The organism is Streptomyces sp. NPDC058678, assembly GCF_042714835.1.
GTDB lineage: Bacteria > Actinomycetota > Actinomycetes > Streptomycetales > Streptomycetaceae > Streptomyces.
On sequence record NZ_JBHXSG010000012.1, the window covers coordinates 43,018 to 64,495 of the forward strand.

Sequence of the window (21,478 nt, forward strand, 5' to 3'; positions counted from 1 at the left end):
AGAGAGGTAATTCCAATGGCTGGACCCCAGCGCCGCGGTGGCGGTGCCGGTGGCGGCGAGCGGCGGGACCGGAAGGGCCGTGACGGCGGCGCAGCTGCCGCCGAGAAGACCGCTTACGTTGAGCGCGTCGTCGCGATCAATCGTGTCGCCAAGGTTGTGAAGGGTGGTCGTCGCTTCAGCTTCACCGCGCTGGTCGTGGTGGGCGATGGTGACGGCACCGTGGGTGTCGGTTACGGCAAGGCCAAGGAGGTGCCGGCCGCCATCGCCAAGGGTGTTGAGGAGGCCAAGAAGCACTTCTTCAAGGTCCCCCGTATCCAGGGCACCATCCCGCACCCGATCACGGGTGAGAAGGCTGCCGGCGTCGTGCTGCTCAAGCCCGCGTCCCCGGGTACCGGCGTTATCGCCGGTGGTCCGGTGCGTGCCGTGCTCGAGTGCGCCGGTATCCACGACATCCTGTCGAAGTCGCTCGGCTCGTCGAACGCGATCAACATCGTGCACGCGACCGTGGCGGCCCTGAAGGGCCTGCAGCGTCCCGAGGAGGTCGCGGCCCGCCGCGGTCTGCCGCTCGAGGACGTCGCTCCCGCGGCTCTGCTGCGTGCGCGTGCCGGGGCTGGTGCTGCGTAATGGCTCAGCTCAAGATCACGCAGACGAAGTCGTACATCGGCAGCAAGCAGAACCACCGTGACACCCTGCGCTCCCTTGGTCTCAAGGGCATCAACACGCAGGTCGTCAAGGAGGATCGTCCCGAGTTCCGCGGCATGGTGCACACCGTCCGCCACCTCGTGACGGTCGAGGAGGTCGACTGATCATGGCGGAGCAGAACCCGCTCAAGATCCACAACCTCCGTCCCGCCCCGGGCGCCAAGACCGCGAAGACCCGTGTCGGTCGTGGTGAGGCGTCGAAGGGTAAGACGGCCGGTCGTGGTACCAAGGGCACGAAGGCCCGTTACCAGGTTCCGGAGCGCTTCGAGGGTGGCCAGATGCCCCTCCACATGCGTCTTCCGAAGCTGAAGGGCTTCAAGAACCCGTTCAAGACCGAGTTCCAGGTCGTGAACCTCGACAAGCTGTCGGCGCTGTACCCGGAGGGTGGCGAGGTCACCGTTGAGGGACTCGTCGCCAAGGGTGCCGTTCGCAAGAACAGCCTCGTCAAGGTCCTCGGCCAGGGCGAGATCTCCGTGGCGCTGCAGGTGACGGTCGACGCCGTCTCCGGCTCCGCCAAGGAGAAGATCACCGCCGCCGGCGGTACCGTCACCGAGCTCGTCTGATTTCCTCGGACGTCTCGCTGACTTGAACGATCCCGATCGGGGATACCTCTTTTGTGGGTATCCCCGGCCGGAAAAAAGGCCCGCCGATTTATCGGCGGGCCTTTTTCCTGTGCGGAGCGCCGTCACACACTTCTGCCGTCGCCGTGGCGGTGATTGATGTGAAATGCGGCGGTGTGTGCGGAAGAGGCGATTCCCTGCTGTGGCGCAGAGCCGATCCCAGGCGGCCGTCGTCGGCTTCGTCCGCTTCTTGCAAGGGGGTCCGCACTGTTAGAGTCCTGTGGTCCATCCATAGCTAGTGGTGACAGGTGTCTGTCTCCCTCAGCACTGTTGGGCGACCGTCTACTGGCTTTCAAGGCCTTGTCAACGACTAGCCTCCCTGCTCTGCGTGCGGGGGGCGCAGGAGGCTCCGTGCTCACCGCGTTCGCCCGGGCGTTCAGGACGCCCGACCTGCGCAAGAAGCTGCTCTTCACGCTCGCCATCATCGTGGTCTACCGCGTCGGCACGCATGTTCCGATCCCGGGTATCGACTACAAGAACGTCCAGACCTGTATCGACCAGGCGAGTGCCAACCAGGGTCTGTTCGGTCTGGTCAACATGTTCAGTGGTGGCGCGCTGCTGCAGATCACGATCTTTGCGCTCGGCATCATGCCGTACATCACGGCGAGCATCATCCTGCAGCTGTTGACCGTCGTGATCCCGCGCCTGGAGGCCCTCAAGAAAGAGGGACAGGCCGGTACGGCGAAGATCACGCAGTACACGCGTTACCTGACGGTGGCGCTCGCCGTCCTGCAGGGCACCGGCCTGGTGGCCACTGCCCGCAGCGGTGCGCTGTTCAGCGGCTGCCCGGTCGCCACCCAGATCGTGCCGGACCGTTCGATCTTCTCCACGATCACCATGGTCATCACCATGACCGCCGGCACGGCCGTCGTCATGTGGCTCGGTGAGCTCATCACCGACCGCGGTATCGGCAACGGCATGTCGATCCTGATGTTCATCTCGATCGCCGCGACCTTCCCGGCCGCCCTGTGGGCCATCAAGCAGCAGGGCTCCCTGGCCGACGGCTGGATCGAGTTCGGCACGGTGATCCTCGTCGGCCTGGTCATGGTCGGCCTGGTGGTCTTCGTCGAGCAGGCCCAGCGCCGTGTTCCGGTGCAGTACGCGAAGCGCATGATCGGCCGCCGTTCCTACGGCGGTACGTCGACCTACATCCCGCTGAAGGTGAACCAGGCGGGTGTGATCCCGGTCATCTTCGCCTCGTCGCTGCTCTACATCCCGGCGTTGATCGTGCAGTTCTCCAACTCCACAGCGGGCTGGGCGACCTGGATCAAAAACAACCTCGCGGACACGGCGGCCACACCGCACATCATTCTGTACTTCTTCCTCATCGTGTTCTTCGCCTTCTTCTACGTGGCTATCTCGTTCAACCCCGAGGAAGTCGCCGACAACATGAAGAAGTATGGTGGCTTCATCCCGGGCATCCGGGCTGGCCGACCGACCGCTGAGTACCTGTCCTACGTACTCAACCGGATCACCTGGCCGGGTTCGCTGTACTTGGGGCTGATCGCTCTCGTGCCGACGATGGCGTTGGCTGGTTTCGGGGCAAACCAGAACTTCCCGTTCGGCGGGACCAGCATCCTGATCATCGTGGGTGTGGGTCTCGAGACGGTGAAGCAGATCGAGAGTCAGCTTCAGCAGCGCAATTACGAAGGGTTCCTCCGCTGATGCGTATCGTCCTCGTCGGGCCGCCGGGTGCCGGTAAGGGAACGCAGGCCGCGTTCCTCGCCCAGAACCTGTCGATCCCGCACATCTCCACGGGCGACCTGTTCCGGGCCAACATCAGCCAGCAGACGGAACTCGGCAAACTGGCGAAGTCCTACATGGACGCGGGCAACCTGGTCCCCGACGAGGTCACCATCGCGATGGCCAAGGACCGCATGGAGAAGCCGGACGCCGAGAACGGCTTCCTTCTGGACGGCTTCCCGCGCAACGTGTCGCAGGCCGAGGCGCTGGACGAGATGCTGCAGGCCGAGACGATGAAGCTGGACGCGGTGCTGGACCTCGAGGTCCCCGAGGAAGAGGTCGTCAAGCGCATCGCCGGCCGCCGCATCTGCCGTAACGACTCGGCGCACGTCTTCCACGTGACGTACAAGGCGCCGAAGCAGGACGGCGTCTGCGACGTCTGCGGCGGTGAGCTGTACCAGCGCGACGACGACTCCGAGGAGACCGTCCGCAAGCGGCTGGAGGTCTACCACACGCAGACCGAGCCGATCATCGACTACTACAAGGCGCAGGGCCTGGTCGTCACGATCTCGGCGCTCGGCAAGGTCGAGGACGTCACCGGCCGGGCCATGGAGGCTCTGAAGCGCGAGGACGACGCCGCGTAGCCGTTCGTACGTGCCGTAGCCGCGGTTCCCTTCCCAGGGGGCCGCGGCTGCTGCGTGGGTGCACGTATCGTTGAAGGCACCCGTCACACCCCCGGTCCCAGAAAGGCCCCCGCCCCCATGGTGCAGATCAAGACCCCCGAGCAGATCGCCAAGATGCGTGAGGCGGGGCTGGTCGTCGCCGCCATTCACGCGGCGACGCGTGAGGCAGCGGTGCCCGGGGCCACGACGAAGGACCTGGACCAGGTCGCGCGCAAGGTGCTGGCGGAGCACGACGCGAAGCCGAACTTCCTCGGGTACGGCGGTTTCCCCGCGACCATCTGCACCTCGGTGAACGAGGTCGTCGTCCACGGCATCCCGTCCGACGAGGTGGTCCTCAAGGACGGCGACATCATCTCCATCGACTGCGGCGCCATCATCGACGGCTGGCACGGCGACGCGGCCTACACGGCCTTCGTGGGCTCCGGTCACGCCCCGGAGCTCCTCGAGCTCTCCCGGGTGACGGAGGAGTCGATGTGGGCCGGTATCGCGGCCATGAAGCAGGGCAACCGGCTCGTGGACGTCTCCCGGGCCATCGAGACGTACATCCGCCGTCAGCCGAAGGCCGGCGGCGGCCGTTACGGCATCATCGAGGACTACGGCGGCCACGGCATCGGCACCGAGATGCACATGGACCCGCACCTGCTGAACTACGTCGACCGCCGCCGCGGCAAGGGACCCAGGCTGGTCCCCGGCTTCTGCCTCGCGATCGAGCCGATGGTCTCCCTGGGCACCCCGAAGACCGAGGTCCTCCAGGACGACTGGACGGTCATCACCACCGACGGCACCTGGTCCTCCCACTGGGAGCACTCCGTCGCGCTCACGGAGCAGGGACCACTGGTCCTGACGGCTCCGGACGGCGGCAAGGCGAAGCTCGCGGAGCACGGGATCACGGCGGCGCCGGATCCGCTCGCCTGAGCGTGTTCCGGGGTGCCGGGTCCTGTCCGGACGGCGGCCGCGGGTACGTGGGGGGCTGGTCGCGCCCACGCGGCGGAGCCGTACATTGTCACAGCCCCGCGCCTTCGGGGCGCCTGGCGCCGGGCCGGGTCGCAGACCGACGCGTGCTTAGAGATCTCCGGCTCGGGGCAGACTCTCTCGATTCGTCTTTCCGGGTGCGCTGTCGTAGACTGACTCGTCGGCTCTCGTGCACCCGCATGTCCGCATGCGCCCGTAAGGGACGCAAAGGGAGTCGATCAAGGTAGTCGATTCGAAGGGCGAAGCGTGGCCAAGAAGCAAGGTGCCATCGAGATCGAGGGCACTGTCGTCGAGTCTCTTCCGAACGCCATGTTCAAGGTCGAGCTCCAGAACGGCCACCAGGTCCTGGCGCACATCAGCGGCAAGATGCGTATGCACTACATCCGTATCCTCCCTGACGACCGGGTCGTGGTGGAGCTGTCTCCGTACGACCTGACGCGTGGCCGGATCGTCTACCGGTACAAGTAGATCTTGCCTTTGCCCCGTTCCGGCGGGGTGGTGGCACTGACCCGGAGAACCTCACCCCATGAAGGTCAAGCCGAGCGTCAAGAAGATCTGCGACAAGTGCAGGGTGATCCGCCGTCACGGTCGGGTCATGGTCATCTGCGAGAACCCGCGCCACAAGCAGCGCCAGGGCTGACGCACGACCACCCTCTGCACACCGCAGAACTTCGCGCGACGCGAGCTGAACATGTTCATACGCAGGACCCAGGCATCGTGAGCGATCGCCTGACACCCCCGGTTCGGAGGCCGGGGACCCAGTTCGTACCAAGTCTTCGAACAGAAGAGGCCGGCGGCTGGGGGTTGGTTCTGTGGAAGACCTCCGAAGATCAACTGGAGCCATTGAATGGCACGCGTTTCCGGTGTTGACATCCCGCGCGAAAAGCGTGTGGAGGTCGCCCTGACCTACGTGTTCGGCATCGGCCGGACCCTTTCCCAGCTCACGCTGGCCGAGACCGGCATCGACCCGAACACCCGGGTTCGCGACCTCTCCGAGGAGCAGCTGGTCGCGATCCGCGAGTACGTCGACAACAACATCAAGACCGAGGGTGACCTCCGTCGCGAGATCCAGGCCGACATCCGCCGCAAGGTCGAGATCGGTTGCTACCAGGGTCTCCGTCACCGTCGCGGTCTGCCTGTCCGCGGTCAGCGCACCAGCACGAACGCCCGCACCCGCAAGGGCCCGCGTCGCGCCATCGCCGGTAAGAAGAAGCCGGGCAAGAAGTAGTCCTCAGCGGACGCTTGATCAAGCGGTCTTCGCTGTAGGACCGACCACCTCCCGTAGGAGTTATAGATGCCCCCCAAGGGTCGTCAGGGCGCTGCCAAGAAGGTGCGCCGCAAGGAAAAGAAGAACGTCGCTCACGGCCACGCGCACATCAAGAGCACGTTCAACAACACGATCGTCTCGATCACGGACCCCTCGGGCAACGTGATCTCCTGGGCCTCCGCCGGCCACGTCGGCTTCAAGGGCTCGCGCAAGTCCACCCCCTTCGCCGCGCAGATGGCCGCCGAGTCGGCCGCCCGCCGCGCGCAGGAGCACGGCATGCGCAAGGTCGACGTCTTCGTGAAGGGCCCGGGCTCCGGTCGCGAGACCGCGATCCGCTCCCTCCAGGCCACCGGTCTTGAGGTCGGCTCCATCCAGGACGTCACCCCCACCCCGCACAACGGCTGCCGTCCGCCCAAGCGCCGCCGCGTCTGAGGCTCGGTTGTCTTGAGGTTGCGGGCGGTACGGCTCTTCGGAGGCGTGCCGCCCGTACCCTTGCAGTAACAGCAGGGCGTCAAATAGCGGGCGCCCATGACTGAAGGATCGCAACATGCTGATTGCTCAGCGTCCGTCCCTGACCGAAGAGGTCGTCGACGAGTTCCGCTCCCGGTTCGTGATCGAGCCGCTGGAGCCGGGCTTCGGTTACACCCTCGGCAACTCCCTGCGCCGTACGCTCCTCTCCTCGATCCCGGGTGCGGCGGTCACGTCCATCCGCATCGACGGCGTTCTGCACGAGTTCACCACCGTGCCGGGCGTCAAGGAGGACGTCACCGACCTGATCCTCAACATCAAGCAGCTGGTCGTCTCCTCGGAGCACGACGAGCCGGTCGTGATGTACCTGCGCAAGCAGGGCCCGGGTCTCGTCACTGCCGCCGACATCGCGCCCCCGGCCGGTGTCGAGGTGCACAACCCCGACCTCGTCCTCGCCACGCTCAACGGCAAGGGCAAGCTGGAGATGGAGCTGACGGTCGAGCGCGGCCGCGGTTATGTCTCCGCCGTGCAGAACAAGCAGGTGGGCCAGGAGATCGGCCGTATCCCGGTCGACTCCATCTACAGCCCCGTGCTGAAGGTCACGTACAAGGTCGAGGCGACCCGTGTCGAGCAGCGCACCGACTTCGACAAGCTGATCGTCGACGTCGAGACCAAGCAGGCCATGCGTCCGCGTGACGCCATGGCGTCGGCCGGTAAGACCCTGGTCGAGCTGTTCGGTCTGGCCCGCGAGCTCAACATCGACGCCGAGGGCATCGACATGGGCCCGTCGCCCACGGACGCCGCTCTCGCCGCTGATCTCGCCCTGCCGATCGAGGAGCTGGAGCTCACCGTTCGGTCGTACAACTGCCTCAAGCGCGAGGGCATCCACTCCGTGGGTGAGCTCGTGGCTCGTTCCGAGGCCGACCTGCTCGACATCCGCAACTTCGGTGCGAAGTCGATCGACGAGGTCAAGGCGAAGCTGGCCGGCATGGGCCTGGCCCTCAAGGACAGCCCGCCCGGATTCGACCCGACCGCCGCCGCCGACGCCTTTGGTGCCGACGACGACGCGGACGCCGGGTTCGTGGAGACCGAGCAGTACTGAGCGCTCCGCGGGGAGGCCGTACTGCGTCTGCGGGCCGGCTGTGGCTGGTCGCGCAGTTCCCCGCGCCCCTTCCAGGTCCCTCCGGGGGCCTGGATCTTCGACGGGCGACCGCCCGCTCGGATACTGACTCCGGTACCTGATACGGCCGGGGCAGACACCTAGGAGAAACACCATGCCGAAGCCCACCAAGGGTGCCCGTCTGGGCGGCAGCGCCGCGCACGAGAAGCTGCTCCTCGCGAACCTCGCGAAGTCGCTGTTCGAGCACGGTCGTATCACCACCACCGAGGCGAAGGCGCGCAAGCTGCGTCCGTACGCCGAGCGTCTGGTCACCAAGGCGAAGAAGGGCGACCTTCACAACCGCCGTCAGGTGCTCCAGGTGATCACGGACAAGAGCATCGTGCACACGCTCTTCACCGAGATCGGCCCGCGCTACGAGAACCGCCCGGGTGGCTACACCCGCATCACCAAGATCGGTAACCGTCGTGGCGACAACGCGCCCATGGCTGTCATCGAGCTGGTCGAGGCGCTGACGGTCGCGCAGCAGGCGACCGGTGAGGCCGAGGCCGCCACCAAGCGTTCCGCCAAGGACGCCGAGGCTCCGGCCGCCGAGGAGACCAAGGTCGACACGACCAAGGCCGACGAGGTCGAGGACGCGGCTCCGGCCGAGGAGTCCAAGGACGCCTGAGGCTGAACCCTCGCGTTGAGCGGGTCCGCCCCCTGCGGGGCGGGCCCGCTCTTGCGTTGCTGAGAGGATCTAGGGGTGAGTGACGAAGTACAGCCCGGGTTCGTACGGGTGCGGATGAACCTGTCGTACGACGGGACCGCGTTCTCCGGGTGGGCCAAGCAGGCCGGGGGACGGCGGACCGTGCAGGGCGACATCGAGGACGCCCTGCGGACCGTGACGCGGTCGAAGGACACGACGTACGAACTGACCGTCGCCGGGCGGACCGACGCCGGTGTGCACGCGCGCGGGCAGGTGGCGCACGTCGATCTGCCGGAGGAGCTCTGGGCGGAGCACCGGGAGAAGCTGCTCAAGCGGCTCGCAGGGCGGCTCTCCAAGGACGTCCGGGTCTGGTCCCTCGCCGAGGCCCCCGCGGGCTTCAACGCCCGTTTCTCGGCGATCTGGCGGCGGTACGCGTACCGGGTCACCGACAACCCCGGCGGGGTCGACCCGCTGCTGCGCAGCCACGTCCTGTGGCACGACTGGCCGCTCGACGTCGACGCCATGAACGAGGCCGCCGAGCGGCTCCTGGGCGAGCACGACTTCGCCGCCTACTGCAAGCGGCGCGAGGGCGCGACCACCATTCGCACGCTCCAGGAGCTGAGCCTCGTGCGCGGCGACGACGGGGTGGTCACCGCCAGGGTCCGGGCCGACGCCTTCTGCCACAACATGGTGCGCTCGCTCATCGGGGCGCTGCTGTTCGTGGGTGACGGGCATCGGCCGGCCGACTGGCCCGGCAAGGTGCTGGCGGCCGGCGTACGGGACTCGGCCGTGCACGTCGTACGGCCGCACGGGCTGACCCTCGAAGAGGTCGGTTACCCGGCCGACGCGTTGCTGGCCGCGCGCAACAAGGAGGCCCGCAACAGACGGTCACTGCCCGGGGCCGGCTGCTGCTGACCCCGGGCGGCCGTCATCCGTTCACCGCGGCCGATGCCTGGGCCTCGCCCCGGCGGCGGATCTGGCGGAACGTGAACTCGCCGAGGTCGTCGCCGGTCGTGAAGACGGCGGTGTCCTTGGTGGTCACGTCCTTGCCGTTGGTGAAGCCGGCGATCGTGAAGTAGGCGTAGCGGCCGTAGGAGTTGGTGGTCGAGCGGCAGACGGCGGAGTTGCAGAACGCCTTGACGCCGTTCCCGGCCAGCGACGCGACGATGCTCTTCTTGTCGGTGGCCTTCTTGGCCTTGACCGCCTGGGCCTCGCTGTCGAAGACGGCCACGCCGACCGTCACCGCCATGTCGTCCTTGGTGTAGGTGACGCGCATCAGGCGGGTGCAGCCGTTGTCGGTGAGGACCTTCGCGAGGGTGCCCTTGGCGGCCGTGGCGCAGCTCCTGGTGTCGGCCGTCGGGCCCTTCTTGTAGACGGTCGAGCCCATGGTCAGCTGCGTGCCCGGGAAGAGGATGGTCGGGCCGATCGGGGCCGTGTCCTTGCTCTTGTCGGAGACGAACTCCTTCGGGTCCAGCGGCGGCGGGGCGCTGGTCGGCTCGAACGACGGGTCCGCGGTGCCGGTCCCGCTCGGGATGTCCGCGCTGGTGGGGAGGGAGGCCGGCTTGCCCGATCCTCCCGGGTCGCCGTTCGCCGACACCACGGCCATCGCCACGGCGGTGCCGATCGCCAGCGTGGCCAGTGCGCCGCCGCCGATGAAAAGCAGCCGGCGCCGCTTGGCGCGCGTCTCGGACGCCTCGGCGAGCGCGGCCCAGTCCGGAGTCGCGTCGGTGTCGCCGCCGTTCCACGGCTGCTGGGAATGCGGTGTCCAGGGATCCCACTGGGACTGGGGTCCCCCCTGCTGCCCATAGCTCATGGGGCGCATCTTAGACGGGGGAGGCGGTGTGGCGATCCGCCCCAAGAGGCTCTGGAAGCAACAGCGTTCGCTCGACGAGCGAGTGCAAAAGCGACATCTCCGGGTGGTTGGTGCGAAGGGTGAGTGGGCCTCGGGAGGGTCCGCTGCGGCGCGTACGGCACGGCTGACCTCGGACGCAGGGACGGGCAACGCCATCGCCGTCCGAGCCGCGTGCCTGGCCGGGCCGGCAGTTCCTCGTATGACGATCCGCACGTCTCCATGTCTCGCGAGCGAGATGCCGGCGGCGGCCCTGATACCGACCGCGTTCCTCGTCGCAGGGTGGCTTCACGCTGTGTGCGGCGGTGTTCACGGAGGTGTGTCCCGTGAGGTCGCAGGGGTGTGTGGGGCGGGTAGAATCGGGCCGGACGGCAGCAGTCGCCTCGTTTTGACCCGTACGGGGCAGCGAAGGTATCCTGCTTCTTCGTTGTGTATTGGCTTGCTCATTCTCACGGGACGGGCCCTTACACCGGTCCACCGGGCCGATGACCAGCGACCCCACGTACGCGGTATGCGTCGCCGCAGTGGGCTGAGGCTGTCGTGATCGTTTCGGTGACCTTGTTTAGGACCATTCACTCGAAGCGAAGGCTACGAACCGTGCGTACGTACAGCCCCAAGCCCGGCGATGTGACGCGCCAGTGGCACGTCATCGACGCTCAGGACATCGTCCTGGGTCGTCTCGCCACCACCGCCGCCACGCTTCTGCGGGGCAAGCACAAGCCGATCTACGCGCCCCACGTCGACACCGGTGACTTCGTCGTCATCATCAACGCCGACAAGGTGCACCTGTCCGGCAACAAGCGGACCCAGAAGATGGCGTACCGCCACTCCGGCTACCCGGGTGGTCTGCGCTCCGTCCGTTACGACGAGCTGCTCGACAAGAACCCCGAGAAGGCCATCGAGAAGGCCGTCAAGGGCATGCTCCCCAAGAACACTCTGGGCCGTCAGATGCTCTCGAAGCTGAAGGTCTACAAGGGTGACCAGCACCCGCACGCTGCCCAGCAGCCGGTGCCGTTCGAGATCACCCAGGTCGCGCAGTAAGTCCGGCCACCCCCTAAGACTGAACAGAATCTGAGGAGAATCGTGGCCGAGACCACCGTTGAGCAGCCGGTCGAAGAGACCGAGCTTGTCGACATCGAGAGCTACACCACGGAGTCGGACGTCCCCGTCGAGGGCGAGTACACCTCCGAGTCCATGGCGTCCCGCTTCGGCGACCCGCAGCCGGCCGCCGGCCTGGGCCGTCGCAAGAACGCCATCGCCCGCGTCCGGATCGTCCCGGGCTCCGGCAAGTGGAAGATCAACGGTCGCACCCTCGAGGACTACTTCCCGAACAAGGTGCACCAGCAGGAAGTCAACGAGCCCTTCAAGGTGCTCGAGCTCGAAGGCCGCTACGACGTCATCGCCCGCATCGCGGGTGGCGGTGTCTCCGGTCAGGCCGGTGCGCTCCGTCTCGGTGTCGCCCGCGCGCTGAACGAGGCCGACGTGGACAACAACCGCGGCGCCCTCAAGAAGGCCGGCTTCCTCAAGCGCGACGACCGTGCGGTCGAGCGCAAGAAGGCCGGTCTCAAGAAGGCCCGCAAGGCCCCGCAGTACAGCAAGCGTTAAGCTTCGCTGCCTGCTCGTACTCGCAGTACTACCAGCAGTACGCAGTACGTCCGAACGCCCCGGCGGCACGCCACAGTGCCACCGGGGCGTTCGTTTATCACGAGCCTGGGCGTATAACGGCACAAGGCGCTCAAAGGCTTGTGCGATCGGATGCTTTCCGAATCTGAAGCTTCTCAGGAGGACAAGTGGGACGACTCTTCGGCACGGACGGCGTGCGCGGTGTCGCCAACGCGGATCTGACGGCCGAGATGGCGCTCGGCCTCTCCGTCGCCGCGGCGCACGTACTGGCCGAGGCGGGCACCTTCGAGGGGCACCGGCCGACCGCGGTGGTCGGACGGGACCCACGTGCGTCCGGCGAGTTCCTGGAGGCCGCCGTGGTCGCGGGCCTCGCCAGCGCGGGCGTCGACGTTCTGAAGGTGGGCGTGCTGCCGACCCCGGCGGTCGCGTATCTCACAGCGGACCTCGGCGCCGACCTAGGTGTCATGCTCTCCGCGAGCCACAACGCCATGCCCGACAACGGCATCAAGTTCCTCGCGCGCGGCGGGCACAAGCTCGACGACGAGCTGGAGGAACGCATCGAGGCCGTCTACGAGGAGCACCGCACCGGCGCCCCCTGGGACCGGCCGACGGGCTCGGGCGTGGGGCGCGTGCGGACGTACGAGGAAGGGGCCGAGCGGTACGTCTCCCACCTCGTCGGCGTCCTTCCGAACCGGCTCGACGGGCTGAAGATCGTCCTCGACGAGGCGCACGGCGCGGCCGCCCAGGTCTCGCCCGAGGCGTTCACCCAGGCCGGCGCCGAGGTCGTCACCATCGGTGCCGAGCCGAACGGGCTCAACATCAACGAGGGCTGCGGCTCCACCCACCTCGGCCTCCTCAAGGCCGCGGTCATCGAGCACGGGGCCGCGTTCGGCATCGCGCACGACGGTGACGCGGACCGCTGTCTCGCCGTGGACCACACCGGTGAGGAGGTGGACGGCGACCAGATCATGGCCGTACTCGCGCTTGCGATGCGGGAGCGTTCCGCACTGCGCTCCGGCACCGTTGTCGCGACGGTCATGTCGAACCTCGGGTTCAAGCTGGCGATGGAGCGGGAGGGGCTGACGATCATCCAGACGGCGGTGGGGGACCGTTACGTGCTGGAGGAGATGAAGGAGCACGGCTACACGCTGGGCGGCGAGCAGTCGGGGCACGTGATCATCCTTGATCACGCGACCACGGGGGACGGCACGCTGACCGGGCTGCTGCTGGCGGCTCGGGTGGCGGAGAGCGGGCGGTCGCTGCGGGAGCTGGCGGCCGTGATGGAGCGGTTGCCGCAGGTGCTGATCAATGTGCCGGATGTCGACCGGTCGCGGGTGGGTACGTCCGCGGAGCTCGCGACGGCGGTTGCTGACGCGGAGCGGGAGCTCGGTGAGACCGGGCGGGTGCTGTTGCGTCCCTCGGGGACCGAGCCGTTGGTTCGGGTGATGGTCGAGGCGGCTGACATCGATCAGGCTCGGTCTGTGGCCGGGCGGCTTGCCGATGCGGTGAAGTCGGCGCTGGGGTAGGGCTTTTCGGGTTGGGGGTAGGGGTTCTGTGGGTTGCGGGCTGCGGGTTCGTTGTGGCTTGTCGCGCAGTTCCCCGCGCCCCTAGGGGTGGCTTGTGTTGTGGGATTCCGCGCTGCTGGAGGGTGGCTTGTCGCGCAGTTCCCCGCGCCCCTAGAGGGGGCTGCTGGGGGTGGCTTGTCGCGTAGTTGCTCGCGCCCTTGGGGAGTTGTCCTACTCGGACTTAGATTGCTGAGCGCTTTCGTTGGGTGGACCAGAGCCATTTCTGGGTCAGCAGGGTGAGGGTGCCGGCCAGGATGATGCCCAACAGGTTCAGCAGGAGCTGTTCCGAGGAGCGCCAGGCCTGGTTGGTGTCGCTGTAGATGAGGGCCACGGCCGCGTTGGCGGCTGCCGGGACCGTTGTCACGGAGATGGCGACTCCGACCAGGGCGCCGGACTTGGCGGACGTCAGGGAGAGGGTGCCCGCGGCTCCGGCGAGGACGGCCACGACGAACGAGAACCAGTCCGGGGCGTAGATGAAGCCGGTGTTGGGCCGGTCGGCCTCCAACTGGGCCTTGGTGAACAGGCCGACGGCGTCCATGAAGAGGCTGAAGCCCACGGTCACCGCCATCGCCGCGGCGAAGCCCACCAGCAGCGCGATCAGGGAACGCAGGGCCAGGCGAGGCGCGCGCTGCACTATGGCGGTGCAGATGCCCGCCAGCGGCCCGAACTCCGGGCCGACCGCCATCGCGCCGACGATCAGGATCGCGTTGTCCAGGACCACACCGCAGGCCGCGATCATCGTGGCGAGCGTGATGAACGCGATGTAGGTGATGGAGAGCGTCGACTCCTCGTGGGTCGCGTCCGTCAGGTGTTCCCACAGGACCGCGTCCGCGCCCTCGCCGGGAGCGTCCGCCTCGGCCTTGTCGGCACGCTCGGACAGGGACAGGTCGATGTTCTCGACGGCGATGGAGCCGGTGTGTCCGAGGCCCAACTCCTGGAGACCGGTGAGGAGTTCGTCGCCGGCTTCGCGGGCGACGTCGCACATCACCACGTCTCCGGCCGGGTTGCGGGCGGCGCCCGGCATGACGACGAGATGGGCGGTGCCGACCGTCTTCTCGATCAGGCGGACCACGTCGTCGGTCTTGTCGGACGGGGCGATGAGACGCAGATGCAGCATGGCGGCAGACTAACGGTCACAGTTTGCGCAGGCTCAGGCGCTGGACCTTGTGATCGGGCCCCTTGCGGATGATGAGGGCGGCCCGGCCGCGGGTGGGGGCCACGTTCTCGATCAGGTTGGGCCGGTTGATCGTCCGCCAGGTCGTGCGGGCGTAGTCGAGGGCCTCCTCCTCGGACACCTGGGTGTACTTGCGGAAGTACGAGGACGGGTTCTGGAAGGCGGTCGCGCGCAGCTTCTTGAAGCGGTTGAGGTACCAGCGCTCGATGTCCTCCGCGCGGGCGTCGACGTACACGCTGAAGTCGAAGTAGTCGGCGAGGCCGACGCGGGTGCGGCCGTCCTTGCCGGGCAGGGCGGGCTGGAGGACGTTGAGGCCCTCGACGATCAGGATGTCGGGGCGGCGGACCGTGAGCCGCTGGTCCGGGACGATGTCGTAGATCAGGTGGGAGTAGACCGGGGCCGTCACCTCGTCCTTGCCGGCCTTGATGTCCGCGACGAAACGGGTCAGGGCGCGGCGGTCGTACGACTCGGGGAAACCCTTCCGCGACAGGAGACCGCGGGACTGGAGCTCCTTGGTGGGCAGCAGGAAGCCGTCGGTGGTGACCAGCTCGACGCGCGGGTGCTCGGGCCAACGGGACAGCAGGGCCTGGAGGAGACGGGCGACGGTCGACTTGCCGACCGCGACCGACCCCGCCACCCCTATGACGAACGGGGTGCCGGACTGGGAGCCCTGTTCGCCGAGGAAGGTGTTCAGGGCGCCTCTGAGGCCGTCCGTCGCGCCGACGTAGAGGTTCAGGAGCCGGGACAGCGGGAGGTAGATGTCCCGCACCTCGTCGAGGTCGATGACATCGCCGAGGCCGCGCAGCTTCTCGACCTCCTCGGCCGTGAGCGGCAGCGGCGTCTTCTCGCGCAGCACACTCCATTCCGCTCGGGTGAGATCGACGTAGGGAGTCGCCTCCGGCCTGTGCCGGTGGGCGCTCCGGGGCATCGGGGAGACCGGAGAGATCACAGTCCATTGTTAACGGAGTTTGAACGGCATGGCGGGTGGGGTCCGTCACGCGAGAGCCTGTCAGGCCGCGACCGGGGCTCGTATGGGCGTGGGAATTTCCGAATTCGGGCAGGATGAAGCAGTTTCGGGCGGCGATTCGTGCGTAGGCTGCGGGCCATGTGCGGAATCGTGGGTTACGTGGGGGCGCAGTCGGCGCTCGAGGTCGTGATGGCCGGACTGAAACGGCTGGAGTACCGGGGGTACGACTCGGCGGGTGTCGCCGTGCTCGCGGACGACGGGCCGGCCGTGGCGAAGCAGGCCGGGAAACTGGTCAACCTGGAGAAGGCGCTGGTCGACCAGCCACTGCCGACCGGTACGACGGGCATCGGGCACACGCGGTGGGCCACGCACGGCGGGCCGACGGATGCGAACGCCCACCCGCACCTCGACAACGCGGGACGCGTCGCGGTCGTCCACAACGGCATCATCGAGAACTTCGCCCTCCTGCGGGCCGAGCTGGCGGAGCGGGGGCATGCGCTGGTCTCCGAGACGGACACCGAGGTCGTGGCCCACCTGCTCGCCGAGGAGTTCGCCTCCGGCGCCGACCTGGCGGAGTCCATGCGGCTGGTGTGCCGGCGGCTGGAGGGCGCGTTCACGCTGGTGGCGGTGCACGCGGACGAGCCTGGTGTGGTCGTGGGGGCGCGGCGGAACTCGCCGCTCGTCGTCGGCGTCGGAGAGGGCGAGGCCTTTCTCGCCTCGGACGTCGCCGCGTTCATCGCCCACACGCGGTCGGCGATCGAGCTGGGTCAGGACCAGGTGGTGGAGCTGCGCCGGGACGGGGTGACGGTCACCGGCTTCGACGGGCGGCCGGCAGAGGTGCGGTCGTATCACGTCGACTGGGACGCCTCGGCCGCGGAGAAGGGGGGCTACGACTACTTCATGCTCAAGGAGATCGCCGAGCAGCCCAAAGCCGTCGCCGACACCCTGCTGGGCCGCATCGACGAATCCGGCTCACTGACGCTGGACGAGGTGCGGATCGGCGCCTCCGAACTGCGCGAGGTGGACAAGGTCGTCATCGTCGCCTGCGGTACGGCCTTCCACGCCGGGATGATCGCCAAGTACGCGATCGAGCACTGGACGCGGATTCCGTGCGAGGTCGAGCTGGCGAGCGAGTTCCGCTACCGCGATCCGATCCTGGACACGCAGTCCTTGGTCATCGCCATCTCCCAGTCCGGCGAGACCATGGACACGCTGATGGCCCTGCGGCACGCGCGCGAGCAGGGCTCCAAGGTGCTGGCCGTCTGCAACACCAACGGGTCGACCATTCCGCGCGAGTCGGACGCGGTGCTGTACACGCACGCGGGGCCGGAGGTCGCCGTCGCCTCGACCAAGGCGTTCCTGACGCAGCTCGTGGCCTGCTACTTGGTCGCCCTGTATCTGGGGCAGGTGCGCGGCACCAAGTGGGGGGACGAGATCAGCGATGTGGTTCGCGACCTGTCGCAGATCTCCGGCCAGGTCGAGCGGGTGCTGGAGACCATGGAGCCGGTGCGGGCGCTGGCGCGGTCCTTGGCCGACAAGGACACCGTGCTGTTCCTCGGGCGGCACGTGGGGTATCCGGTGGCCCTCGAGGGTGCCCTGAAGCTCAAGGAGCTCGCCTACATGCACGCCGAGGGCTTTGCCGCGGGCGAGTTGAAGCATGGGCCGATCGCCTTGATCGAGGACGACATGCCCGTGGTCGTCGTCGTGCCCTCGCCTCGGGGACGGTCGGTGCTGCACGACAAGATCATGTCCAACATGCAGGAGATCCGGGCACGGGGAGCACGCACGATCGTCATCGCCGAGGAGGGCGACGAGGCGGTGGTGCCGTATGCCGATCACCTGATCCGGATTCCGGCCACGCCGACCTTGCTTCAGCCGCTGGTGGCCACGGTGCCGTTGCAGGTGTTCGCCTGTGAGCTGGCGACGGCTCGGGGCAACGAGGTGGATCAGCCCCGGAACCTGGCGAAGTCGGTGACGGTGGAGTGAGCCGACTTCAGGCGTGGTGGTAATTCTTTCTCGAAGCGCTCACCGTTCTCCTGGCACGCCAGGGCCGGGCAGAAGGCGCTGACCCGGGCGCCCGGGTCACGTACCACTGCGGTCCGGTGGCCTGAAGTGCGCGGCCCTTGTGCGCGATACGGCACTGCACCTGTTCCACGGTCGTGGTCGCGGCGGAGCTGACCTGCGTCCGGCTCAGGTGTCGAGCTCGCCGACCCAGGCTCCTTCGACCAGCGCCTGGGGGAGGTAGTCCGACCGGACCTCGGGCGGGAAGTCGGCGTCGTGCCCCAGGCATGCCATGGCCAGCGGGCCGAGCGCCAGGAGTCCCTCGCTGCTGGTGGCGCGGTCCTCGTCCGCGGTCCAGTACTCCTTGTGCCATCGCACGGCATCGGCGAGTGTCGAGTTGAACTGTTCGCTGTCCTGGCGCAGATAGCGGTAGAAGAGTTCGAGCGGGGGGTAAAGGATCTTCAGCATGAGCTCGGGGCCGGCGATCACAGCGGTCTCCGGCTTGGTCCCGTCGACGGCGGCAACCAGCTTTTCACTCACGTTGCCGCGGTTGAGCCAGTAGCTCTGCAGGGCGTCGATCCAGTCGTAGATGTACTCGTCGTACTCCGCCCCCGACTCCCTGAGGAGGGAGATCGGAACGGCGCACAGTCGCGTCATCCGATCCTGCTCCCGGCAGATGACGGCGAGCCAGAACGCCTTGAGCCAGTTTCCGGCATTCGCGCTGTACTGCGGGCCCGAGGCGGGGATGGACCTCAATTTTCCGGCAATGCGCACTTCGACGCGGTCGTCGGAAGCGGTGGCTGAGGCGAACAGTGCGGACCCGACCTGCATGGCCGCCACCCACGCTCGCCAGGTCGGGGAGTATTCGGCCAGCGGGTCGCGGAGGCATCGCGCTTCTGCTTCGGTGAGTGTCATGAGGAAAGCCTGATCGAAATTGCGCGAATCCTCCTCGAGGCCATCGATGGCCTCGACGGCCCCCTCGTGAAGTAGTTCGCACCATCCCTCTGCATCTTCAGCAGAAAACTCGTGACGAGTTACGATCACGGTCACCGTGCAGCTCCCTCTAGCTTATGTCGAAGTGTTTCATGGTGTAGCCGATATGGTGACCTGGATTCTCAGTCGCCTTGACATATATGTAATCCAGCTTACCAGCCGCCAGTTGCTTCAGGAGCGTCCTGGCCAGCGCGGCCTCGTTGGGGCGCTTCAACATATCGCTGAGAGTTGCCACGACGTATTCACGCGTCCCCTGCTTGACGCGCACGCCGCTTCCACCGCCGTCCAGGCCCTGCACTCGTCCAACGCCTTCACGGTCCTTGAGCTCACCGTTGGGCGCCTTGGATTCGACCAGTAGATGTCGGTCGCCGTTCTCGTATATGTGGTCGAATCGTCGATTACCGGTTCCTGGTGGCGTGACGTCGTTGGCGTCCGGGAAATTATCGGGTATCGCGTGGTATTTGACCACGTCCTCGCCGTAGGCCTCGCTGGCGCGCGTGTTGTACTTGTCGGATCCGAATGTCTCCTGTGCCTCTTTCAAGGCGGCGGCATTATCGGCCGACGGGTCCTCCTTGAAGGCGCGCTCGGCCGAGTTCAGATCCATGGAAGCTCGCCGGTGGGCCGCCGAATCATCGAGATGGTCGATGTGATCGGGGATGACGGTGTCCCGGGTTCCTTCAATGGGTTTGATCGGCTGGTACTTCTCCGGTGCCGCGGCGGGGCGGCCGTCCGGGTTGTACCATTCCCCGGAATCCTTCTGCTTCAGGCGGGTCAGCGGGTTGCCGTTCTCGTCCTTTCCGTAGATGCTCTTGCGCGTCCCGTCGGAGTCATAGTGTCGCTGGCGCCAATCCGGATCGGCGTTGGCCTTTTCCACTTGCTGCCGGCTGATCTCCTGCCGCTGCTCCGGGGTGAGCGGACGGTCATGACCGGTTCCGTCATGGTTCGGGGTGGCCCCCGGCTCGTCAGCGCCACGGGCCGCGTCTTCCGCGCCTCCGGCCGCGTCGTCCGCGCCTCCGGCCGCGTCGTCCGCACCCCGGGCCACGTCGTCCAGGCCGCCGGGGTGGGCGCCGCCCGTCGCAGGGGGCTCGTTGTGGGTGCCGCTCGTGCCGGGGCCGTCGTTGTGGGTGCCGCTCGTGCCGGGGCCGTCGTTGTGGGTGCCGCTCGTGCCGGGGCCGTCGTTGTGGGTGCCGCCGGTGCCCGGACCGTCGTTGTGGGTGCCGCCCGTGGACGGTGTGTCGCCGTTGCCCTGGCGGAGCGGTTCGTTGAGGTCGTTCCTGGGCATGTGGTCGCCCGCCGAGCCGCCGGGGGTCTGGCCCGCCGTGCCGCCGGGGGTCTGGCCTGCCGTGCCGCCCGGGGTGGTGTCCGGGCGGCCCGTCGGCAGGTCGTCGCCCGCGCGGCCCACGTCGCCGAGGTTGGTGTCGAGGCTGTTGCCCAGGCGGATGTGCCCGCCGGCTTCGGCGGTGTTGGCACCCGCGCCGACCAGGGCGGGTTCCCTGACCGGGGAGTCCACGCGGGGCACGTCCGCGCCCGCGGCCGGGTCGCCGGAGGCCGGTCGGTCGACGATGTCCTTGGGGCCGGGTGCCTTGGCGTCCAGCTGGACGTTGCCGCGCTCGTCCAGGATGTTGCCGTTGCGGTCGGCGAACAGCATGGGCTCGCCCTCGGGCGTGTTCAGCCGCTCCGCGCCGGCCGGCAGTACCGGGGTGTCGTCGGGCAGCCTGATGTTCCCGCCCGGCAGTTCCGTCGCGCCCGCGGGGATCGCCGCGCCCTCCGGCAACCGCACGGTCCCGTCCGGGAGTTTCAGCGCGCCCTCCGGCAGGGTGATCGCGTTCTCCGGGAGGGCGGGGATGTCGATGTTGCCGACCCCCTTCAACGCCGCGCTGATGTCACCGATCTTCGACAGACCCGCGCCCGCGCCCTTGGCGATGTAGGTCATCGGGTCGATGACCTTGCCCGCCTTGCCCGCCGCCGACAGCACCTTGGCCACCGCACCGGCCTTGCCCGCACCCGCGACACCGGCGCCCGCGCCACCCGTGAACACGGTCGTCAGGACGTTGAAGGTGACCGCACCGGCGGCACGGCCGGGGTTCTTGCCCCACTCGTCCCACGCCACCAGCGCCTTGCCGGTCTCCTTCATCGCCGTACGCGAGTCACGGATCCAGGACGGCAGCTTGTCGTCCGGCAGCGTCCAGAACAGCGCGCCCGCACCGGGGATGGAGGAGATCACCAGACCGGTCGCCAACTGGGCGAGGCCCTTCCAGGCCTGGCCCATCGCGTCCCAGCCGCCGAAGCCCACCAGCGTGCCGAGGCCCTTGATCGTGCCCCAGACGCCGTCCACGATCAGGCCGTCCCAGACGAAGGACTTCACCCAGTGGCCGACCTCGTACCAGTGGTGCTTCTCCTCCGCCGGGTCGCCCCAGGGCACCTTGGCGTTCTTCATGTCCTCGGCGTTGAACCCGTACTGGTCCTTGCGCTCCGACCCGTCCCCGGCGACCATCTGCGTGCCGCCGCTCCACAGGGCGGTGATCTTGTTGTGGCAGGTCCGTTCCGCCGCCCAGAACGCCGCCACCGTCGCGGTGATCTCGTCCCGGATCTGGTTGTGCTTGTCGATCTTGTCCTCGTCGTACTCCCACTCGTCGTCGTCCTTGACGGAGTCGACGAACGTCTGGGCCGAGGTCTTCAGTTCCTTCAGCTTGTCGACGAGCGGCCGGATCTCGGTGGCATACGACGACAGTGCGCCGGACACGGTCTCGAGGTCGTCGGCGAAGGCGTCCGCGCGGTCCTTGACCGGCTTCGTCGTCGCGAACAGCTGCTCCGCGTCCGGAGCGGTGTAGTACGCCGACAGACCCTGGAACTGGGAGTGGACGTCCTCGCCCGTCTTGCGGATGTCGCCCGCGTCCTTCTTCAGATCCGCGTAGTCGGTCTCCAACTTCGGCAGATCGCCTGTGAACTGCGGTATCTCCCCCGGCTTGAGCACGCTGCCCCTCGCCCCCCGTTATTCCCAGACGTCGCCGAATCGAGCATCTGTCTCAATGGACGTGTCGCGTCCGTCGGCCGGTTCCAGCCTAAGAGCGGAACGGCTGTTTCGGGAGGGGGAGTTGAGAGCGCAG

The 21,478-nt window shown here is 67.6% G+C and carries 22 protein-coding genes; 17 read left to right on the forward strand and 5 right to left on the reverse strand.

The annotated features are described in order from the left end of the window. Positions 1 to 15 precede the first annotated feature (15 nt). From rpsE to truA, 13 genes are all read left to right on the forward strand, one after another. Positions 16 to 624 carry a 30S ribosomal protein S5 gene (gene rpsE / locus ACFWWR_RS14015; RefSeq protein ID WP_217237693.1) on the forward strand — a complete coding sequence of 203 codons (609 nt, stop codon included), beginning with the start codon at positions 16 to 18 and terminating at the stop codon, positions 622 to 624. Further along, entirely contained in the window at positions 624 to 806 is a 183-nt protein-coding gene (gene rpmD, locus ACFWWR_RS14020) for a 50S ribosomal protein L30 (RefSeq protein ID WP_005481207.1), read from the forward strand. The genes rpsE and rpmD overlap by 1 nt, the downstream gene beginning before the upstream one ends. A 2-nt stretch (positions 807 to 808) precedes the next feature. Continuing rightward, positions 809 to 1,264 carry a 50S ribosomal protein L15 gene (rplO, locus tag ACFWWR_RS14025; RefSeq protein WP_383866012.1) on the forward strand — a complete coding sequence of 152 codons (456 nt, stop codon included), beginning with the start codon at positions 809 to 811 and terminating at the stop codon, positions 1,262 to 1,264. Between the two features lie 408 nt (positions 1,265 to 1,672). Next, the gene (secY, locus tag ACFWWR_RS14030) at positions 1,673 to 2,986 is read left to right on the forward strand and encodes a preprotein translocase subunit SecY (protein ID WP_383866014.1); all 1,314 of its coding nucleotides are present in this window, start codon (positions 1,673 to 1,675) and stop codon (positions 2,984 to 2,986) included. Then, positions 2,986 to 3,648 (forward strand): adenylate kinase, encoded by a 663-nt coding sequence (locus ACFWWR_RS14035; protein ID WP_383866016.1) that lies wholly within the window; start codon positions 2,986 to 2,988, stop codon positions 3,646 to 3,648. The genes secY and ACFWWR_RS14035 overlap by 1 nt, the downstream gene beginning before the upstream one ends. Before the next feature lie 117 nt (positions 3,649 to 3,765). After that, on the forward strand, positions 3,766 to 4,602 hold the full coding sequence (gene map, locus ACFWWR_RS14040) for a type I methionyl aminopeptidase (protein WP_383866018.1): 837 nt from the start codon (positions 3,766 to 3,768) through the stop codon (positions 4,600 to 4,602). A gap of 303 nt (positions 4,603 to 4,905) precedes the next feature. Then, the gene (gene infA / locus ACFWWR_RS14045) at positions 4,906 to 5,127 is read left to right on the forward strand and encodes a translation initiation factor IF-1 (protein ID WP_003948620.1); all 222 of its coding nucleotides are present in this window, start codon (positions 4,906 to 4,908) and stop codon (positions 5,125 to 5,127) included. Positions 5,128 to 5,185: 58 nt separating this feature from the next. Further along, complete coding sequence (rpmJ, locus tag ACFWWR_RS14050; RefSeq protein WP_003998809.1) at positions 5,186 to 5,299, forward strand: 50S ribosomal protein L36; 114 nt, start codon at positions 5,186 to 5,188, stop codon at positions 5,297 to 5,299. 207 nt (positions 5,300 to 5,506) lie between these two features. Beyond that, the gene (rpsM, locus tag ACFWWR_RS14055) at positions 5,507 to 5,887 is read left to right on the forward strand and encodes a 30S ribosomal protein S13 (protein WP_037680379.1); all 381 of its coding nucleotides are present in this window, start codon (positions 5,507 to 5,509) and stop codon (positions 5,885 to 5,887) included. Between the two features lie 66 nt (positions 5,888 to 5,953). Then, positions 5,954 to 6,358 carry a 30S ribosomal protein S11 gene (gene rpsK, locus ACFWWR_RS14060; RefSeq protein WP_003956432.1) on the forward strand — a complete coding sequence of 135 codons (405 nt, stop codon included), beginning with the start codon at positions 5,954 to 5,956 and terminating at the stop codon, positions 6,356 to 6,358. Between the two features lie 115 nt (positions 6,359 to 6,473). Then, entirely contained in the window at positions 6,474 to 7,496 is a 1,023-nt protein-coding gene (locus ACFWWR_RS14065) for a DNA-directed RNA polymerase subunit alpha (protein ID WP_003966937.1), read from the forward strand. A gap of 172 nt (positions 7,497 to 7,668) precedes the next feature. Next, positions 7,669 to 8,181, forward strand: a complete 513-nt coding sequence (rplQ, locus tag ACFWWR_RS14070; RefSeq protein WP_383866021.1) for a 50S ribosomal protein L17 — start codon at positions 7,669 to 7,671, stop codon at positions 8,179 to 8,181. Positions 8,182 to 8,256: 75 nt separating this feature from the next. Next, on the forward strand, positions 8,257 to 9,114 hold the full coding sequence (gene truA, locus ACFWWR_RS14075) for a tRNA pseudouridine(38-40) synthase TruA (RefSeq protein WP_383866023.1): 858 nt from the start codon (positions 8,257 to 8,259) through the stop codon (positions 9,112 to 9,114). Positions 9,115 to 9,127: 13 nt separating this feature from the next. Here truA and ACFWWR_RS14080 read toward each other — a convergent pair whose 3' ends face one another. Beyond that, positions 9,128 to 10,012: a hypothetical protein gene (locus tag ACFWWR_RS14080; RefSeq protein ID WP_383866025.1), complete on the reverse strand. Its 885-nt coding sequence runs from the start codon at positions 10,010 to 10,012 to the stop codon at positions 9,128 to 9,130. A 633-nt stretch (positions 10,013 to 10,645) separates the two neighbouring features. Here ACFWWR_RS14080 and rplM point away from each other — a divergent pair. From rplM to glmM, 3 genes are all read left to right on the forward strand, one after another. After that, the gene (gene rplM / locus ACFWWR_RS14085) at positions 10,646 to 11,089 is read left to right on the forward strand and encodes a 50S ribosomal protein L13 (protein ID WP_383866027.1); all 444 of its coding nucleotides are present in this window, start codon (positions 10,646 to 10,648) and stop codon (positions 11,087 to 11,089) included. A 42-nt stretch (positions 11,090 to 11,131) separates the two neighbouring features. Then, positions 11,132 to 11,653: a 30S ribosomal protein S9 gene (gene rpsI, locus ACFWWR_RS14090; RefSeq protein WP_217235218.1), complete on the forward strand. Its 522-nt coding sequence runs from the start codon at positions 11,132 to 11,134 to the stop codon at positions 11,651 to 11,653. 185 nt (positions 11,654 to 11,838) lie between these two features. Next, on the forward strand, positions 11,839 to 13,197 hold the full coding sequence (glmM, locus tag ACFWWR_RS14095; protein ID WP_383866030.1) for a phosphoglucosamine mutase: 1,359 nt from the start codon (positions 11,839 to 11,841) through the stop codon (positions 13,195 to 13,197). A 220-nt stretch (positions 13,198 to 13,417) separates the two neighbouring features. On the opposite strand, the gene ACFWWR_RS14100 is transcribed toward glmM, so the two are convergent. Further along, entirely contained in the window at positions 13,418 to 14,353 is a 936-nt protein-coding gene (locus ACFWWR_RS14100) for a DUF389 domain-containing protein (protein WP_383866032.1), read from the reverse strand. A gap of 16 nt (positions 14,354 to 14,369) precedes the next feature. Next, complete coding sequence (coaA, locus tag ACFWWR_RS14105) at positions 14,370 to 15,338, reverse strand: type I pantothenate kinase (RefSeq protein ID WP_383866034.1); 969 nt, start codon at positions 15,336 to 15,338, stop codon at positions 14,370 to 14,372. A 177-nt stretch (positions 15,339 to 15,515) separates the two neighbouring features. Between coaA and glmS the strand changes: the two genes are divergently transcribed. Continuing rightward, on the forward strand, positions 15,516 to 17,363 hold the full coding sequence (glmS, locus tag ACFWWR_RS14110) for a glutamine--fructose-6-phosphate transaminase (isomerizing) (RefSeq protein WP_383866036.1): 1,848 nt from the start codon (positions 15,516 to 15,518) through the stop codon (positions 17,361 to 17,363). 204 nt (positions 17,364 to 17,567) lie between these two features. Here glmS and ACFWWR_RS14115 read toward each other — a convergent pair whose 3' ends face one another. Both ACFWWR_RS14115 and ACFWWR_RS14120 read right to left on the reverse strand, forming a co-directional pair. Continuing rightward, the gene (locus tag ACFWWR_RS14115; RefSeq protein WP_383866038.1) at positions 17,568 to 18,428 is read right to left on the reverse strand and encodes an immunity 49 family protein; all 861 of its coding nucleotides are present in this window, start codon (positions 18,426 to 18,428) and stop codon (positions 17,568 to 17,570) included. Between the two features lie 13 nt (positions 18,429 to 18,441). Further along, on the reverse strand, positions 18,442 to 21,345 hold the full coding sequence (locus ACFWWR_RS14120) for a hypothetical protein (protein WP_384303382.1): 2,904 nt from the start codon (positions 21,343 to 21,345) through the stop codon (positions 18,442 to 18,444). Positions 21,346 to 21,478: the final 133 nt, after the last annotated feature.